This window comes from Ralstonia edaphi (assembly GCF_958350185.1).
Lineage (GTDB): Bacteria > Pseudomonadota > Gammaproteobacteria > Burkholderiales > Burkholderiaceae > Ralstonia > Ralstonia edaphi.
Window position 1 is genome coordinate 531,009 of the sequence record NZ_CATWHI010000002.1, and the last position, 17,043, is coordinate 548,051.

Consider the following 17,043-nt stretch of genomic DNA (forward strand, 5'->3'; position numbering starts at 1 on the left):
CACTTTCGCAGTCGCGCTGAAAAACGCGATTGCGCTGCGTGCTTCAGTGAATGCCCAGCTCGACGAACAGCTCGCCGTGGCGCGCCTTCTGGGCACCGAATCGCAGGCGCGTGGCCTGGACCACCGTGCGCAACTCGGCCAATGCCGTATCGAACACTTCGTTGATGATCACGTAGTCGGCCTCGGGCGCGTGCGCCATCTCCGAGCCCGCCGCCAGCAGGCGACGCACGATCACGTTCGGCTCGTCCTGGCCGCGCTTCTTCAGGCGCTCTTCCAGAGCCGTGAGCGATGGCGGCAGGATGAAGATTTCGACAGCGTTGGAGAAACGCTGATGCACCTGCTGAGCGCCCTGCCAGTCGATTTCGAGCAGCACGTCGGTACCGGCGCGCATCTGTTCCTCGATCCACACGCGCGAAGTGGCGTAGTAGTTGCCGTGCACCTCGGCCCATTCGAGAAACTCGCCGCGGTCACGGCAAGCCTTGAATTCCTCGACGGTCATGAAGTTGTATTCACGGCCGTGCTGCTCGCCCGGGCGCGGCTTGCGCGTGGTGGCCGAGACCGACAGGCGGATCGACGAGTCGTGCGCCAGCAGCGCATTCACCAGCGTCGACTTGCCGGCGCCGGACGGCGCCACGACCATGAACAGGCTGCCCGGAAAATGATTCTCGATGGGCGTATCGACGGCGGAGTGCGCTTGAGAGGATGGCATGTTCTAGTTCTATCGTTTCGAGTTATTCGAGGTTCTGGACCTGCTCGCGCATCTGCTCGATGAGCAGCTTGAGTTCCATCGATGCATCGGCCAGCTCCTTGGCGGCGGCCTTCGAACCGAGCGTGTTCGCCTCGCGGTTCAGCTCTTGCATCATGAAATCCAGGCGCTTGCCGATCTGGCCGCCCTTCTCCAGGATGTGGCGCGTTTCGCGCAGATGTGCCTGCAGGCGCGAAAGTTCTTCGGCGATGTCGATGCGGATGCCGTAGACGGTGGCTTCCTGGCGAATGCGCTCGGAAAGCTCATCGCGCGTCAGCGCCGGCGTGCCTTCGGGCGCTGCCAGGCCAAACGCCTCGCGCAGGCGCTCGGTCAGCTTGTCTTGATGCTGCTGGATCAGAACGGGCACCATCGGCGTGAGCTTGTCGACGATGGCCAGCATCGCGTCAGCGCGGTCAAGCAGCACAGCCTTGAGCGCATCCCCTTCGCGACGGCGCGATTCCAGAAGTTGCTTGAGCGCCTCTTTGGCAGCTTCGATCACGGCATCGCGCAGCGCGTCTTGTGTCAGCTGGGGCTCGGCCAGCACGCCGGGCCAACGCAGAATTTCACCCATGCGCAGCGAACCCGATGCCGGCAGATACCGCGTAACGGCCTGCTCGAGCTTGGCGAGTTGTTGCAGCAGCTCAACATTGAGCGCCGCGACATCGCTGGCAGCTTCCTGGCGCTGCAGATTGATCCGGCATTCCAGCTTGCCGCGCGACAGTGCGCTCATCAGCATTTCGCGCAGGGCCGGCTCGAAGGCTCGGCACTCTTCAGGGGCGCGGAACAGCAGATCGAGGAAGCGGGAGTTGACGGTGCGGAATTCGACCGAGACGGTAGCGACGCTGCCGCTGGGGGCGCCATGGGCATCGGTAAAGGCTGCCTGGCGTGTGGCAACGCCGTAGCCGGTCATGCTGTGGATCATGGAATCGTGGTGTGTTGTTCTTGGTCGAATCGGGAAATCCGGTGGCGGTATTTAACGCCTGGAATTGGCGGGGAATCCCCCACCTTTTGTCGCTTTACAACGTGTGGACTGGTCAGGGAGAATCCGACAGCCATTTCGCCACACAAACCCATGACAGAGTCAAAAGGCTCAGGACAGCCGCGCAGTGCCCCGTTGCCGGTCGGCACCTTGCTGTCCAATTATCGTATTGTAAAGAAGTTGGCCAGCGGGGGGTTCAGCTTCGTCTATCTTGCGACCGACGAGCATGGGACGCCGGTGGCCGTAAAGGAATACCTTCCGTCTTCGCTGGCCCGTCGCGCGCCGGGCGAATTGATTCCTGTCGTGCCCGAAGAAAGCGCGAGTGCGTTCCGCCTCGGGCTCAAGTACTTCTTCGAAGAAGGCCGGTCGCTGGCCAAGATTTCGCACCCCGCTATCGTGCGCGTGCTCAATTTCTTCCGGGAAAATGGCACGGTCTACATGGTGATGACGTATGAGCAGGGTAAAACGCTGCAGGAACACATCCTCACCGCGCGCCAGCAAGGCAAGCTGAAGATGCTGCGCGAGCGCTTCATCCGCCAGGTCTTCCATGACCTGATGAGCGGGCTGCGCGAAGTCCACATCCACAAGCTGCTGCACCTCGACATCAAGCCCGGCAACATTTACCTGCGCGAAGACTTTTCGCCGATCCTCCTCGACTTCGGCGCCGCGCGGCAGACGCTCACCGCCGAGGCCTCGCGCTTCCAGCCGATGTACACGCCGGGCTTTGCCGCGCCGGAGCTGTACCGAAAGCACAACGAGCTGGGCCCGTGGACGGACATCTACAGCATCGGCGCCACGATCTATGCCTGCATGGCCGGCACACCGCCCCAGGAAGCCACGCAGCGCGAAAAAGACGACAAGCTGGAAGAAGGCCTGGAACGCCTGCGCAAGGTCTACACGGCCAGCCTGATCGATCTCGTTGGCTGGTGCCTGAAGATGAAGCCCGAAGAACGCCCGCAGAGCGTGTTCCGCCTGCAAAAGGTCCTGCGCGAAGAAAGCAACGCGCTGACCGAGTTGCAGGCCTTGACCGCCGTTACGCAAGGCGGCCCGGTGCCAGAAGAGAAAGAGGCGTTGACGACACGTTTCATGAGCCGCCTGTTGCGCCGCCGGGACAGTTGACCGCCCAGTCGCCGCCCATAGGCGGAGTATGATTCCAAGATGGTGCAACACAGGGCTCGACTGACCGCCCGCACCGCCTCCCTCACCGAATACTCATCTAGCCGCAATGCGATTCTCGGTTTATCAGGAAAGCAAAAAAGGCGCGCGACGCGTCAACCAGGACCGCATGGGCTACTGCTTCACGCGTGACGCCATGCTGATGGTGCTGTGCGACGGTCTGGGCGGGCATTCCCTGGGCGAAGTTGCGGCCCAGCAGGCGCTGCAGACCATGGCGCGCCAGTTTCAGCGCCACGCACGTCCGTCGATCCGCAATCCGCGCGATTTCCTGCACGAGAGCATCATGCTCGCGCACCGCGACATCCATCGCTATGCCGAGACAAACGGCCTGCCGGACGCGCCACGCACGACCATCGTCTGCGCCCTGGCCCAGCGTGGCTCGCTGCACTGGGCGCATGCTGGCGATTCGCGCATGTATCTGATGCGCAAGGGCGAACTGGTGACGCGCACGCGCGATCACTCCAAGATCGAAAACCTGCTGCAACAAGACCGTGTGCTGCCGATGCAGGTTGCGAACCACCCCGAGCGCAACAAGATCTACAACTGCCTGGGCTCGCCCAATCTGCCGCTCATCGACATCGGCGGGCCGGTCAACCTCGAGCCGGGCGACGTCGCCATGCTGTGCTCCGACGGCCTGTGGGGCAGCGTGCAGGAAGACGAACTCATCGACACCTGCACCAGCTTCTCGGTCACGCAGGCGATTCCCGAACTGATCGCCCGCGCGCTGCGCAATGCCGGCGACACGGCCGACAACACCACCGCCATCTCCATGATGTGGGAGCTGGACGCCGTGACCACCACACAGGATTCGGTGCAGACCGACACCCTGCCCCTGAACGCCTTCACGACGTCGATCCTGGACGCGCCGCAAAGTGAATCGGGGCTGATGTCGGAAGAGGAAATCGAGCGCTCCATCGCTGAAATCCGCGCCGCCATCGACAAGACGAGCAATCTGACGCGCTAAACGCCGTCGCGCAGTCATCGCAGTCCTCGCATTCCCCACCTCCGGCCCGCCCTGCCGAGCGCAGCGCGGGCCGGTATCATGTCGGGCTATCCGTTTTCTTAAGCGAGACCCCACATGCGACCCAGCGGCCGCCAGCCCGACCAACTCCGCCCTGTCACCCTCACCCGCAACTTCACGCGCCACGCCGAAGGCTCGGTGCTGGTGTGCTTTGGCGACACGCAAGTGCTCTGCACGGCCAGCGTGCTGCCCAAGGTGCCGCCCCACAAGAAAGGCAGCGGCGAGGGCTGGGTGACGGCCGAATACGGCATGCTGCCGCGCTCGACCCACACGCGCTCCGACCGCGAGGCCGCACGCGGCAAGCAGACCGGCCGCACGCAGGAAATCCAGCGCCTGATCGGCCGGGCGATGCGCTCGGTGTTCGATCTGCGCGCGCTCGGCGAGCACACGCTGCACCTCGACTGCGACGTGCTGCAAGCCGACGGCGGCACGCGCACGGCCAGCATTACCGGCGCGTTCGTCGCGGCATATGACGCAGTCTCGGTCATGCGCGAAAAGGGTCAGTTGGTCGGCAACCCGATCCGGGATTTCGTGGCCGCCGTATCGGTGGGCGTGGTCGACGGCGTACCGGTGCTCGACCTGGACTACCCCGAAGACTCCGCATGCGATACCGACATGAACGTCGTCATGACGGGCAGCGGCGGCTTTGTGGAAGTGCAAGGCACCGCAGAAGGCACGCCGTTCTCCCGCGCTGAAATGGATGCACTGCTGGGCCTGGCCGACCAAGGCATCCGCACGCTGATCGGCCTGCAAAAGCAGGCGCTGGGCCTGTGATCGACACGGCCATGCGCAAGATCGTCCTCGCATCGAACAACGCCGGGAAGCTGGCCGAATTCAACGCGCTGCTGGGCACCCTTGGGTTTGACGTGACGCCGCAAGGTGCGCTCGGCATTCCCGAGGCGGAGGAGCCCTATGCGACCTTCATTGAAAACGCCCTCACCAAGGCACGCCACGCGAGCGGCGCATCTGGCCTGCCCGCGCTGGCGGACGACTCGGGCATCTGCGTGCATGCACTGGGCGGCGCACCGGGCGTCTATTCCGCGCGCTATGCGCAACTAGCGGGCGGGCCCAAATCGGATGCCGCCAACAACGCCCGCCTCGTCCGCGAACTGGCCGGCAAGGCCGACCGCGGCGCGCACTATGTTTGCGTGCTCGTCTACGTGCGCCACGCAGATGACCCACAGCCAATCATTGCTGAAGGCAACTGGTTTGGCGAGGTGATCGACACACCGCGCGGCGACGGCGGCTTCGGCTACGACCCGTACTTCCTGCTGCCCGATCTCGGCAAGACGGCCGCCGAGCTGACCAAGGCCGAGAAGAACAGCGTGAGCCATCGCGCACAAGCCCTTGCGCAGCTCGTCGAACGGCTGCGCACCTTTGAAAACGCCTGACGTTCCGATGATTCCGATTCACCCCGCCGGCGCAGCCAAGACGCCCTCCGCGACCGCCGCTGAAACCGGTGACAAGGTCACCTCCGTCTTCCTGCAGCCGGGCAAGATCAGCCTGCCCGCTTCGCCGCCGCTGTCGTTGTACGTGCACGTGCCGTGGTGCGTACGCAAGTGTCCGTACTGCGATTTCAACTCGCATGCGGAGCCGGAACAGGGCATCCCGGAGGAGCGTTTTCTGGCCGCCGTGCGGCAAGACCTGGAGGCCGCCCTGCCGATGGTGTGGGGCCGGCATGTGCACACGATCTTCATTGGTGGCGGCACGCCGAGCCTGTTGTCGGCGCAGGGGCTAGACCGGCTGCTGTCGGACATCCGCATGCTGCTCCCGGTCGATGCCGACGCCGAGATCACGATGGAAGCGAACCCCGGCACCTTCGAGGCCGAACGCTTCCGCAGCTATCGCGCCAGCGGCGTGAACCGTCTGTCGATCGGCATCCAGAGCTTCAACGATGCGCACCTGCAGGCGCTGGGCCGCATCCACAGCGCCGCTGAAGCGCGCGCCGCCATCGACATCGCCCGCGCGCACTTCGACAACATCAACCTCGACCTGATGTTTGCCCTGCCCGGCCAGACACTTGCCGAGTGCGAAGCCGACGTGGAGGCCGCGTTGTCGTTCGATACGAACCACGTGTCGCTGTACCACCTGACGCTGGAGCCGAACACGTACTTCGCCAAGTACCCGCCCGCGCTGCCGGATGACGACGCGGCGTTTGCGATGCAGGACTGGATTCACGCGCGGCTGGCGGCGGCAGGCTACGAGCACTACGAGGTGTCGGCATACGCCAAGGCGGGCAAGCGCTGCAAGCACAATCTGAACTACTGGCAATTCGGCGATTACCTTGGCATCGGCCCGGGCGCGCACGGCAAGCTCAGCTTTCCGCACCGGGTCATCCGCGAGATGCGGCACAAGCATCCGGACACGTATCTGCGTCAGGCCGAGACTGCCGGCGGTGCGGCCGTCATGCAGGAGCAGCGCGAAGTCGACGCCGCCGACCTGCCGTTCGAGTTCATGCTCAATGCGCTGCGCTTGACGGATGGGTTCCCCGTCACGCTGTTCCAGGAACGCACGGGTCTGCCGCTGCGCTCGATCGAGCGACAACTCGATGCCGCAGAGCAGCGCGGTTTGCTCACGCGCGACCATGTCGCCATCCGCCCGACCGAGCTGGGGCAGCGATTCCTCAACGATTTGCAGGAATTGTTCTTGGCCGACGACGAAAACTGACAGTACCCGGTGCCAAGTTGCGCCAGGTACCGTTACAATGGCGCCCTTGCTCGCAACGAGCAGCGCAGTACGAAGGAAGCGTGGCCGAGTGGTTTAAGGCAGCAGTCTTGAAAACTGCCGATGGGGTGACCCATCCGTGAGTTCGAATCTCACCGCTTCCGCCAGTCCTTGGTTCCAAGGCGTTCCAGATTCCCCCCTACTCTTCCAGCCCGCGCCGCTTTGTCAGTGCCGCGCCATGGGCCAAAGCACATCGGCGTCTTCTCCGAGCGCCTGGGCAATGGCGAGGCGAACGCGCTTCGCTCCATTGCCCGCGATGGAAGACGACAGCAATTGCGGAGTGACGTCGTCCAAACCCAGTTTTTCCGAGAGCCCACGCAGCGTGGTCTTCCCGAAGCGCTCTTCAAGAAGGCGTTTAACGAGTGGGACAGCGCGGGAAACTTCACGGGGACCAGACGGCAGTCCTCCTGCCGGGCTTCTCTTCTGGCGCTCTTTCGACTTGATGGGGAGATCTGCCGACTGAGGGAGTGGACTCTCGGCCATTGAGCGGCCTAGATTTGTCAAAGCTTCAGCTGCATTACGCCCTGTGCTGGAGCACATGGTGTCCGGTGCGACCAACACCGCAAAATAACGTCCGCGATCTTGGTATAACCTTACCTTGCAAATCAAATCCATATTAATCGGGCGTTAAATCAAAACAGGCTTATTGATTATTCTTTTCTCGAATGGAATAACCTGACGGGCTCTGCTGCGCGTTGCCGCCAATGCCAAGGACAGAAGCGCTGCCCCAAGCCCCCCGGGCTTGGGGTTGGTCAAGCGCATGAAGACGCTCCCCCGTTCTTCAAAGTTGCGGCTCGTTCTTATGAGGTTCCCTCACCAACGATCGGATTGGTGATGGTCCGCGCATCAACGCCGAAGCCATATCGCTGGAACGCCAACTCGCAAAGACGCGGGGAATATCCGCTCACCCCGCGCCGATGAGTCGTGTTTGGCCTGCGACGGCCAGGCGACCTGCTGTTTTCCCCGTTGCCCGCCCTGCGTCGGCTCCATGGAACCGCACGGGCGCTGAACTTTTTATCAGGCCTGATGCTGATGCCGAATATTGTCGGAAACGATAGCAGACGCTATTCTGGCTGGCACCCTGCTAATTAGAGGTATGAACCCGCCAGCAGACGCCGTTCATGCGGCTGCAATTGGGTGCAACGAGCTTAGATCAACATTTTCCAAAGCGCGGCAAGTTCTGGCAGCGCTGTCATATCGCCGCTATCCGGGATGGCGACCACGCATTGGTCATGCGCATTGGCGCTTTGGCATCGGTTCTTTTGTATTGCAACTCAACGCGTCAAACCATGGAAGTCCTCAAGGATGTAAGCGCGATCGCTTTGGCCGATAGTCTTCCGGATGGCGTCTTTCTGGTCGACGAGCGTGGGCGGATCCGTCACGCCAATGCTGCGTGGGAAGACATTCTTGGTTACCGCCCCTCCGACCTGCTTGGGCAAACCATGCTCGAACTCGTGGCGCCTGACGACCGCGACAGAACGCAAAAGCAAGCGGGTCGCGTTCAGGCTGGCGTCAAGTGCACCGGATTTGAGAATCGCTATCGGCACCAGCTTGGCACCGATGTCCATTTGTCGTGGTCCGCACAGTGGAACGTGGAGCATCGGCTCCGCATCGGCGTGGCACGTAACGTCACCGCAACAAGAACGGCGGCCGAGCACAGTCCCTTGGCGCAACTGCAGGCGCGTCTCGCGCCTCATGAATCCAGGGTATTGCAGTTGTTATTGACTGAAGCCGCAGAAAAGCAGATTGCGGAACAGCTCGGTCTGGCCACGTCGACCACGCACTCTTACATCACGAGCGTCTATCGCAAGTTCGGCGTGCGTGGCCGCGCTGGGCTGATGAGCCTGTGGCTCAAAGAGATGCAGAGCCGCTGATACCCGCTTTGTTCATGGCCGGGCCTTGGCAAGGGAGCGTTTGCGCTCGCCGGTTTCCTTTGTCACCGGTACGCCAACCTCGCCTTGTGCCCGGCCACCCCATCGTTGCATCACCATCTGGCACAAATAGGGCATGCCCCCTGGGCTATACTGCGGCCCGTCACGCACACAACGTGACCTCGGATTGGCGTCCGAGAATATCGCAGGCGGGTACGACCGCCGGTTGGCGGTTTTTTTACGCCCGTACATCAAGCGCCTCCTATGGTCGGGCCTTGGTGGGGGAGCGCTCGCGCTCGCCGGTTGCCTGCGATACCGGTACGCCAACTCTACCTTGTGCCCGGCCACCCTGATTGGCGTCAGAGAGCGGGATACCAACCCATCGCAGGAGGCCCCAACGTGCGCCATGCCATCGCTCGCCCCGAGCAATCGCAATCCCCCTCCCCAGACGGCAGCCGTGAACTCCAGCGCGAGTTTGAATCGCTTCAGCAGCAACGCGCCGACCTCGTGCGAGCGTTGGCAGCGGCCGAAGCATCCGTAAGAACATTCCCCATCGGCTCATTGCAACAGGCCAACGCACGGGCTCGCGTCACGCGTTTGCAGAGAGAGTTGCGGCGCTTGAAAGCCGAGCTTGGCACGTCAAAGCGGCATCAGGACGTCGGCGACTTCCTGATCGAGATGTTCCGCGAGCGCGTTTCTTTCAGCGAATGGCAGTGCATCGTGGCCGAGGCGCGACGCCGCCATGATTCAAAGGCGACGGAAGGTCAAATCGGTACGCTGGCTGCGGGGCCGGGCGCACAAAGCTGATATAGTCGCGTCGCCTCCGATTTCTGAACTTTGCGATGTCCCTCGTACTCCGCCGAACCGTCCTCACGTTCGTTGCCGCAGCCTCGGTTGCGGGCGCCGGCCTCGTCCACGCGCAAGTTAGTGCACCACAAGCGCCGGCAGTGTCCACGGCTGCGTCGGGCGGCACCGTCGCTGAACTGCAGCAATTGCTGGCGCAGAAGCGCCTGACCGAACTGCGCACGACCTACAACGGCGACTACGGCACGAGCCTGCTGCTGGTCAACGAAGACACCACGGCCTACGTCGCGCTGTCGTATCGCAAAGAACTGTGGCGTGTGTACAAATTTGCGTCGGTCGCTCCGGCCGAGGGCGCGTACGAAACGCTGGCCGGCCAGACCCGTACCTGGGCCGAAGACGATCTGCGCCGCGCCGTCACGGCGGGCCAGAAAGCGCAACTGGAGCGCGAAGCCCAGGCGGCACAGCAGCGCGCCGCATCCCTGAGCCAGGAAGTGCGCATCATGCAGGCGCAGCGCCAGAAAATGCTGACCGAACAGCAAACCATGCGTCAGGAAACGAAGGCACTGGACATCGAGCGCCGCGCGTACCAGACCCAGGTCGAATCGCTGCAGCAGCAGATCCGCTTGCTGGAAAAACAGCTCAACGATCCGCACTGGTCGCCGGCACCGTAAAGGTCTGCGGCATTCACCTTCCTGGCCTGGCGCAGCTGCGGCGGGCCAGCGACCTCTCCGCCTTTGATGCAGCACGCATCGAGTTAAGACCAATCTGATCGACCACCGTCCATCTGCCGCTTAGCATGGCGCCTGCTCGCGCAGCCAGCTTGGATGCGCGCTGCGGCCATCAGCGGAGACGGACGTGGAATCCCCCAACTTCATCATCGACGGACACCTGCGCCTACCGGGCTTGGTGCGTATGCCGCCGCCCTTCGGGCCTGCACTCGACAGCGCGCCGCCCAGCGCCGCGGCACAGGTCAGCGCATCGTCCGATCCGGTAGCCCACACGTGCGGTGACACCGGCACAGCCGGCCGTGGGCAGTGGCGTCGACGCATGACCGGGCTGTCGATTGGCATGGCGTGCACGTTGGCGGCCGCACTGCTTGGCTGGCAGACCGGGCAACATCGGCAGCCAGCCGCAGGGTTGGATCAAGCAACCGTGGCCGCCATCGCCCCGCAGACCGTACCGTCTCTTCCGCTCGAATATTCTCCTGCGACGTTTGCGGAAACCAGCGAAGCTACAGAATCCGAAGGCGTTACCACAGCCGCGACCAACGTTGTCCAGGCACCCGACATGGCGCTCGACGAAACGGAAGTTGCCGCGCCGGTCCTCGCTGCAGCACCACCAGCCTTGACGCAATTGCCGGTGAAACGAATACGACCGCGAGCATTGCCGCAGCCCGTCGCGCACGCGAAGACGGCGCCCGAATTGCAGCGCTCGCCCGTATTGCACGACGAAGCGCCCGCGGCCATCGAAGTCGAATGGCCCACGACCGACACGGCACCGATCACCTCCGCCTATGCGGCGCCGGGCACGCCGGTGCGCATTGAGCTGCAACGACATACGCGCTTCACGGACTGACCGGAGCGCGTGCCGCCGCGCCGGCTCAGTGCAGCTGGCCGCCGGTTTCCCGTACGTCGTGCAGCGTGCGCAGCGTTGTCTCGATGGCGATGCGCAGCCCGGCGACGATGGTGTCGTGCGCCATGCTCGGTTGCCCCGGGTGCTTGGCCGCCTGCGACGGCAGATACGGGATGTGGATGAAGCCGCCGCGCGTGGGCAGCTTGTGGCGGGCGATGGCGTGCATCAACCCATAGAAGACGTGATTGCAGACAAAGGTGCCCGCCGTCTGCGAAACCGACGCAGGAACACCGCCCGCACGCAGTTCGCGCACGATGGCCTTGATCGGCAGCGTTGAAAAATACGCGGCCGGCCCGTCACTCGCGATGGCGATATCGATCGGTTGCTTGCCGGCGTTGTCGGCAATGCGCGCATCGTCGACATTGATGGCGATGCGCTCGATCGCCATCTCGGCACGGCCACCGGCCTGCCCCACGGCGATCACCACATCCGGCTGCAGCGTCTGCAGCAACTTGCCGAGCACTTTGTTGGACTCGCCAAAAATGGTCGGCAACTGGCGCGCGACGATGTCGGCGCCTGCGATTCCCTGGCCATCGAGGGTGCGCACGGCTTCCCACGACGGATTGATGGGTTCGTTCTCGAACGGATCGAAACCGGTGACGAGGACGGTAGGCATGACGTTCTCCTGCTTGCTGCGTAAGACAAAAACGATGATAAACGTCCGTCGAACATCATGCCCAAGCGCGTTGCGGCGTCAGTTTGCCTTGCTGCGCTTGTTCTCGAAGTTCAACAGGATGTCGACTTCTTCCGTGCCCGCGGTGTGCAGCCATTCACGCGTCAGACGCTCCCCCAGGCGGCGCATGTCGCCTTGCAGGGTCACGTCGGGATTGAGCACGCGCACGCCGGTCTTGGCGAGTTCGGCTTCATCGCGCTCGTAGGTCTGGCGGCTGGAATCCCAACCGCGCGTTTCGTAATCCTTGGCGAGCTTCAGCACCGTCTGCTGCATTGCGGGCGGGAGCTTGGCAAAGCGCGCTTCGTTCACGAACACGGCGTTCTTGGGAATCCACGCATTGACCTTGTAGTAGTAGGTCATGCGCTGGCCGGCCTTCGTCTCCAGACCGGTGGACGGCGAGGTGACCATGGTGTCGATGCGGCCACCGGCAATCGCGGCGGTCAGATCGGCGGCTTCCACCTGCACGGCCTGCGCGCCATACAACTCGGCAATGCGCTTTTGCGCCGCGTTATACGTGCGCAAACGATGTCCCTTCAGGTCAGACAAACGGGCAATCGGTGTTTCGGAATACAGGTTCTGTGGCGGCCAGGGCACGGCGTACAGCAGACGCAATCCGTTGGCCTTCATCAACGCTTCGATGTGGCTGCGCGAGGCATCCCACAGCAGGCGCGCATCGTTGTAGCCCGATACCACGAAGGGGATCGAATCTACGCCGAACAGCGGATCGCGCTGGGCCAACGTCGACAGCATCACTTCGCCCGCCTCGGCCTTGCCGTCCTTGACGCCGTCAAAGATGGCGGCCGGCTTGAGCAGCGTGCCGTTCGGATAGACCTCAAGCTTGAGCCCGCCATTGGTGGCGCTGCTGACGGCACTTGCGAAGGCCTGCAGGTTTTGCGTATGGAAATTGAGGGCCGGATACGGCGTGGCCACTCGGAGCGTTTCCGCACGGGCTTGCGCGGCGGAAATCAACGACAGCGCGCTGGCTGCGAGAACACAAAAAAAGCGGCGTCCCGACATGGAACGGCCGCTCGTCATCTGGCTGCTCATGAATCCCCCCGGAGAAGAGCACGATGCGAGGTCTACGACCGCGTGCCCTTGTCTCGCGGGCAGCGACCGCGCTCGGTGGCGTCTGCCGGCTGAGAACCGCCAGCGTGACGCGCACCGCACGCGTCGCATTAAACACGATTAGTGAAGCATCAGGAAGTACAAGAGCACGATATTGGCTGCAAGCAACAGTAGCGCGGTCGGGACTTGCGCTTTGATCACAGCGTTCTTATCGGACAACTCCAACAGCGCGGCGGGCACGATATTGAAGTTCGCCGCCATCGGGGTCATCAGCGTGCCGCAGTAGCCCGAGAACATGCCGATCGCCGCCATCACGGCGGGGTTGGCATGGAACACGCCCACCAGAATGGGCACCCCCACCCCGCCCGTCATGACCGGGAACGCCGCAAAGCCGTTGCCCATGATGACGGTGAACAACGCCATGCCCACGCAATAGACGATGACCGCGACGAGGCGATAGTCCATGTTGATGTAGGCGGTGGTCAGGTGCGCCACGGCCTTGCCCACACCGGCATCGGCAAAGACGAGACCCAGCATGGCCAGCATCTGCGGCAGCACCAGCGCCCAGCCGAGCGACTCCGTCAGCCGACGCGACTCACGCATCGCCTGCACCGGCGTGTCACGCGTCAACCAGCACGCCAGCGCCAGCGAGATGATGCAGCCCAGGCCCAGCGAGACGAAGGTCTGGTTCTTCGGATCGAGCAGCAAATCGCCGCCGATCTTCACGTCCTTCAGGAATACGCTGCCGATGACGGTGACCAGCGGAATGGTCAGCGCCGGAATGAAGAGGCGGTTGCCCAGGCGCTTGGCGGATGCGCGGCGCTCTTCCGCCGGCAGTTCACCGTGCTTGCCCAGCGTCACGCCGCCCGTGCCGGCCAGCAGTGCCATCACCACGGCACCCACGCCCACCACGATGGGCGGGAGCTTGTCGCCAACAAGGAAGATGACGGCGAAGATCGCCCAGAACAGGCCCGTGGTCCAGCGGCGCGGGTGGTTCTTGTCGGCAAAGGTCATCAGCGCGGTGATCGTCAGGATGATCCCGGCCAGCCAGTACAGATAGTTGATCGACAGAATCATGGCTTACCCCTGCTTGGCCGCAGCCGTGTTGGTATTGCCGGCGGCGCCGCGCTGGTTACCCATTTCACGGGCAAGCCAGCCGTCCAGGCGCTTGAGGCGCACCGAGTGGATCAGGAACGCACAGACCGCAGTCGGGATGCCCCACACGGCGATATGCAGCGGTTCCACGTCGATGCCCGAGCCGAGCAGGAACGTGTGCATCAGCGCGATGGCGCCGAAGGCCACGAAGATGTCTTCGCCGAAGAACAGGCCGACGTTGTCGGTGGCGGCGCAGAAGGCCAGCAGGCGTTCGCGCACCGGCGCCGGCAGCTTGCCGAAACGGTTTTCGGCGGCGCCTTCGGCCATCGGGGCCAGCAGCGGACGCACCATCTGCGGATGACCGCCGAGGCTCGTCAGACCGGCAGCTGCCGTCAGCTCGCGCACGGCGAGGTAGACGATCAGCAGACGGCCAACGGTGGCCGATTGAATGCGCGAAATCCAGTTCTGCGCGTGTTCACGCAAGCCGTGGCGCTCGAGCAGGCCCACCACCGCGAGCGGCAGCAGGATGATCAGCGGCAAGGTCCGCGTCTTGATGATGCCCGTCCCGATCGCCGTCAGGATTTGTTCGATGGACATCGATGCCGCAAAACCGGTGGCGATGGCGGCCACAGCCACCACCAGCATCGGATTGAATCGCAGGATGAACCCCGCGATGATGACGACCACCCCGATCAGCGGCCATAGATTCACTGCCGTACCCATGTGGTGCTTCCCCCCAAGTTAATAAAAAGCCCCGCTGGAAGGACGGGGCCGTGGCTCAGGCGCCGGCACGGACAGCGATGCCTTCGCTGCCAAGCCGTTCCCGAATGCGTCGCGCGAACGCCAGCGCATGCGCGCCGTCGCCGTGCAGACAAACCGTTTCCGCGCGGATCGGAACCCACGTGCCGTCGATGGCCTTCACGCGCTGCTCGCGCACCATCGTCAGCGTCTGGTCCAGCGCGGCATCTTCGCTGTCGATGAGGGCGCCGGGCGTGCCGCGTTTGACGAGCGAGCCGTCCGGGTTGTAACCGCGATCGGCAAACACCTCTTCCTTGGCCTGCAGGCCAAGTTCACGCGCGGCCTTGACCAGCTCACCGCCCGCCAGGCCAAACACCACCAGCGACGGATCGAAATCACGGATCGCGCGCACGATCGCCATGGCCAGCGGCCGATCGCGCGAAGCCTGGTTGTACAGCGCGCCGTGCGCCTTCACGTGCGCCAGCTTGCCGCCCTGCGCACGCACGATCGCCGAAAGGCCACCGATCTGGAACAGCACGCCCGCGTAGATTTCATCCGGCGGGAGGTGCATTTCAGTACGGCCAAAGTTTTCGCGATCGGGAAAGCTCGGATGCGCGCCGATCGAAACGCCCTGGCGCAGCGCCCAGCTCACCGTCTGGCGCATCGTGTTGACGTCGCCGGCGTGCCAGCCGCAGGCGATGTTGGCGGAACTCACCAGGGTGAGGAGCGCCTCGTCGGTATCGCAGCCTTCGCCGAGGTCGGCGTTCAGATCAATTGCAGTCATGATGTTGTCTTCCGGTGCATCAGGCGTTCAGTCGCGTCTTGGCGGTGCGATGCGCGCTCGACAGAATGCCTTGGCGTTGCCAGTCCAGCGCGGTTTCGATTTGCTGCAGATACCGTGCCACGTCGGCGCGGGCGGCTTCGGCCTCTTCCAGCGTCACACGCTCGAAGCGCACGCGCGTACCGAGCGGAATCTGCGCCAGGCGCCATTGGTCGGCCAGGATGACGGAGCCGATCTTCGGATAGCCGCCGGTGGTTTGCGCATCGGCCATTAGCACAATGGGCTGTCCGGACGGCGGCACCTGGATCACGCCCGGCACCACGCCGTGCGAGAGCAGATCGCCGCCGCGCTGCTTCTTGCGTTGGAGTTCCGGCCCCTGGAGGCGAAAGCCCATGCGGTTGCTGTTGGGCGTGAGCGTCCAGTCCGATTCCCAGAATGCGGCTTGTGCGTCGGCAACGAAATCGTCGTATTCAGGACCGGGCAGTACGCGCATGACCGGCGTGTCCTTCTGCGCGCGGTCGAACGTCCAGCGGGCTGCCTTCACGGCAACGATGTCACCGCTGATGTCAGGGGCATACGTCGTATCGGCGGGCAGCACGGGCAGCCTGTCGCCGTCCTTGAGCGGGCGGCCTTCGAAGCCGCCGAAGCCGGCTTTCAGATCGGTGCTGCGCGAGCCCATCATCTCCGGCACATCGATGCCGCCGGCCACGCAGAGATACGCGCGCACGCCGCCCTGCGCCACACGCAATGTCAGCGTCTGACCGCGCTGCACGGGAATGGCGCGCCATGCATGGACCGGCGCGCCGTCGAGCGTGGCGCGGCAATCGGCGCCCGTCAGCGCGATCAATCCATTGGCGTGGAAGCGAAGCGTGGCGTTGCCCAGCGTGAACTCGATGCCCGCGGCATCACTGCGGTTGCCGACCAGGCGGTTGCCGACATACAGCGACAGCGGATCCAGCGCGCCCGACGTGCACACGCCAAAGCGGCGATAGCCGGTGCGGCCCAGGTCCTGCACAGACGCCAGCACGCCGGCCCGCACGATCTCGATCATGGGTTGGGGTTTCGAACTCATGCGCGCACCTTCGAGGCAACAAAGCGGATGCGGTCTCCAGGCGCCAACAGCGTGGGGGGATTGCGCTGCGGCATGAAGAGCGCCGCGTCTGTGCGGCCAAGCAGTTGCCAGCCACCGGGGGATGCGGCCGGGTAGATGCCGGTCTGCTCGCCGCCGATGCCGACCGAGCCAGCCGGCACGGCCATGCGCGGTTCGGCGCGACGCGGTGTGGCGAGCGACTTGTCGAGCCCGCCCATGTAGGCAAAGCCGGGCTGGAAGCCCAGGAAATAGACGATGTATTCCGGCGCAGTGTGGCGGCGCACGACTTCAGCCGTACTCAGGCCGGTGTGCTTGGCGACTTCGCGCAGATCCGGACCTTCGTCACCGCCATAGGCGACTTCGATGTCGACGAGTTTGCCGTCGGCCACCAGCGCCTGGCTTTCGTCCCAGGCTTCGCGCAGTTGGGTGGTCAATCGCTGCGCATCGGCCAGCGGGCCGAACACGAGCGTGAGGTTGTTCATGCCGGGCACCACGTCGACCACGCCCGCCCAGTTGGACGCGCGCGACGCCATGGCCCAGATCCGCTGCTGGCAATTCAGGGTGGCCGGTGGCGGCACTTCGCACAACAGCGCGAGTTCGCCCAGCCGGTGAATCGTGCACTGCAACTTAACCCCCGTCTCGTCTGCAC

At 63.9% G+C, this 17,043-nt stretch carries 19 protein-coding genes and 1 tRNA gene; 10 read left to right on the plus strand and 10 right to left on the minus strand.

From position 1 onward, the window contains the following. Window positions 1-43: 43 nt before the first annotated feature. Window positions 44-709, minus strand: coding sequence for a guanylate kinase (gmk, locus tag R2669_RS07670; RefSeq protein WP_147214660.1), 666 nt, complete (start codon window positions 707-709; stop codon window positions 44-46). Between the two features lie 22 nt (window positions 710-731). Next, window positions 732-1,667: a YicC/YloC family endoribonuclease gene (locus R2669_RS07675; protein ID WP_027680975.1), complete on the minus strand. Its 936-nt coding sequence runs from the start codon at window positions 1,665-1,667 to the stop codon at window positions 732-734. Window positions 1,668-1,817: 150 nt separating this feature from the next. On the opposite strand from R2669_RS07675, the gene R2669_RS07680 reads away from it, so the two are divergent. The 6 genes from R2669_RS07680 (at window position 1,818) to R2669_RS07705 (ending at window position 6,752) form a co-directional block, all read left to right on the plus strand. Further along, entirely contained in the window at window positions 1,818-2,843 is a 1,026-nt protein-coding gene (locus R2669_RS07680; protein ID WP_147214659.1) for a serine/threonine-protein kinase, read from the plus strand. 106 nt (window positions 2,844-2,949) lie between these two features. Further along, on the plus strand, window positions 2,950-3,864 hold the full coding sequence (locus tag R2669_RS07685) for a PP2C family protein-serine/threonine phosphatase (protein WP_147214658.1): 915 nt from the start codon (window positions 2,950-2,952) through the stop codon (window positions 3,862-3,864). Between the two features lie 114 nt (window positions 3,865-3,978). Beyond that, on the plus strand, window positions 3,979-4,695 hold the full coding sequence (rph, locus tag R2669_RS07690; protein WP_012762362.1) for a ribonuclease PH: 717 nt from the start codon (window positions 3,979-3,981) through the stop codon (window positions 4,693-4,695). Between the two features lie 11 nt (window positions 4,696-4,706). Beyond that, a complete protein-coding gene (rdgB, locus tag R2669_RS07695; protein ID WP_316899484.1) occupies window positions 4,707-5,312 on the plus strand; it encodes an RdgB/HAM1 family non-canonical purine NTP pyrophosphatase in 606 nt (201 codons plus the stop codon). A 7-nt stretch (window positions 5,313-5,319) separates the two neighbouring features. Continuing rightward, on the plus strand, window positions 5,320-6,588 hold the full coding sequence (gene hemW, locus R2669_RS07700; RefSeq protein WP_316899486.1) for a radical SAM family heme chaperone HemW: 1,269 nt from the start codon (window positions 5,320-5,322) through the stop codon (window positions 6,586-6,588). A gap of 74 nt (window positions 6,589-6,662) precedes the next feature. Next, window positions 6,663-6,752, plus strand: a tRNA-Ser gene (locus R2669_RS07705). A gap of 58 nt (window positions 6,753-6,810) precedes the next feature. Here the strand turns inward: R2669_RS07705 and R2669_RS07710 are convergent. Continuing rightward, the gene (locus R2669_RS07710; RefSeq protein WP_316899488.1) at window positions 6,811-6,939 is read right to left on the minus strand and encodes a hypothetical protein; all 129 of its coding nucleotides are present in this window, start codon (window positions 6,937-6,939) and stop codon (window positions 6,811-6,813) included. An 827-nt stretch (window positions 6,940-7,766) separates the two neighbouring features. On the opposite strand from R2669_RS07710, the gene R2669_RS07715 reads away from it, so the two are divergent. From R2669_RS07715 to R2669_RS07730, 4 genes are all read left to right on the plus strand, one after another. Beyond that, complete coding sequence (locus tag R2669_RS07715) at window positions 7,767-8,519, plus strand: PAS domain S-box protein (protein ID WP_316899490.1); 753 nt, start codon at window positions 7,767-7,769, stop codon at window positions 8,517-8,519. A gap of 396 nt (window positions 8,520-8,915) precedes the next feature. Further along, the gene (locus R2669_RS07720; RefSeq protein WP_316889597.1) at window positions 8,916-9,323 is read left to right on the plus strand and encodes a hypothetical protein; all 408 of its coding nucleotides are present in this window, start codon (window positions 8,916-8,918) and stop codon (window positions 9,321-9,323) included. A 35-nt stretch (window positions 9,324-9,358) separates the two neighbouring features. Beyond that, window positions 9,359-9,991, plus strand: coding sequence for a DUF2968 domain-containing protein (locus R2669_RS07725; protein ID WP_316899492.1), 633 nt, complete (start codon window positions 9,359-9,361; stop codon window positions 9,989-9,991). Between the two features lie 184 nt (window positions 9,992-10,175). Further along, window positions 10,176-10,895 carry a ribonuclease E gene (locus R2669_RS07730; RefSeq protein WP_316899493.1) on the plus strand — a complete coding sequence of 240 codons (720 nt, stop codon included), beginning with the start codon at window positions 10,176-10,178 and terminating at the stop codon, window positions 10,893-10,895. A 25-nt stretch (window positions 10,896-10,920) separates the two neighbouring features. Here R2669_RS07730 and pcp read toward each other — a convergent pair whose 3' ends face one another. The 7 genes from pcp to pxpB form a co-directional block, all read right to left on the minus strand. Further along, window positions 10,921-11,568 carry a pyroglutamyl-peptidase I gene (gene pcp / locus R2669_RS07735; RefSeq protein WP_316899495.1) on the minus strand — a complete coding sequence of 216 codons (648 nt, stop codon included), beginning with the start codon at window positions 11,566-11,568 and terminating at the stop codon, window positions 10,921-10,923. A gap of 78 nt (window positions 11,569-11,646) precedes the next feature. Beyond that, window positions 11,647-12,672, minus strand: a complete 1,026-nt coding sequence (locus R2669_RS07740; RefSeq protein ID WP_260771743.1) for a TRAP transporter substrate-binding protein — start codon at window positions 12,670-12,672, stop codon at window positions 11,647-11,649. Between the two features lie 138 nt (window positions 12,673-12,810). Next, window positions 12,811-13,767: a DUF979 domain-containing protein gene (locus R2669_RS07745; protein WP_027680963.1), complete on the minus strand. Its 957-nt coding sequence runs from the start codon at window positions 13,765-13,767 to the stop codon at window positions 12,811-12,813. 3 nt (window positions 13,768-13,770) lie between these two features. Continuing rightward, window positions 13,771-14,508 carry a DUF969 domain-containing protein gene (locus tag R2669_RS07750; protein ID WP_316899496.1) on the minus strand — a complete coding sequence of 246 codons (738 nt, stop codon included), beginning with the start codon at window positions 14,506-14,508 and terminating at the stop codon, window positions 13,771-13,773. 55 nt (window positions 14,509-14,563) lie between these two features. After that, window positions 14,564-15,307: a 5-oxoprolinase subunit PxpA gene (gene pxpA / locus R2669_RS07755; protein ID WP_316899498.1), complete on the minus strand. Its 744-nt coding sequence runs from the start codon at window positions 15,305-15,307 to the stop codon at window positions 14,564-14,566. Between the two features lie 19 nt (window positions 15,308-15,326). Next, on the minus strand, window positions 15,327-16,376 hold the full coding sequence (locus tag R2669_RS07760; protein WP_316899500.1) for a 5-oxoprolinase subunit C family protein: 1,050 nt from the start codon (window positions 16,374-16,376) through the stop codon (window positions 15,327-15,329). Next, window positions 16,373-17,020 (minus strand): 5-oxoprolinase subunit PxpB, encoded by a 648-nt coding sequence (pxpB, locus tag R2669_RS07765; protein WP_316889604.1) that lies wholly within the window; start codon window positions 17,018-17,020, stop codon window positions 16,373-16,375. The genes R2669_RS07760 and pxpB overlap by 4 nt, the downstream gene beginning before the upstream one ends. Window positions 17,021-17,043: the final 23 nt, after the last annotated feature.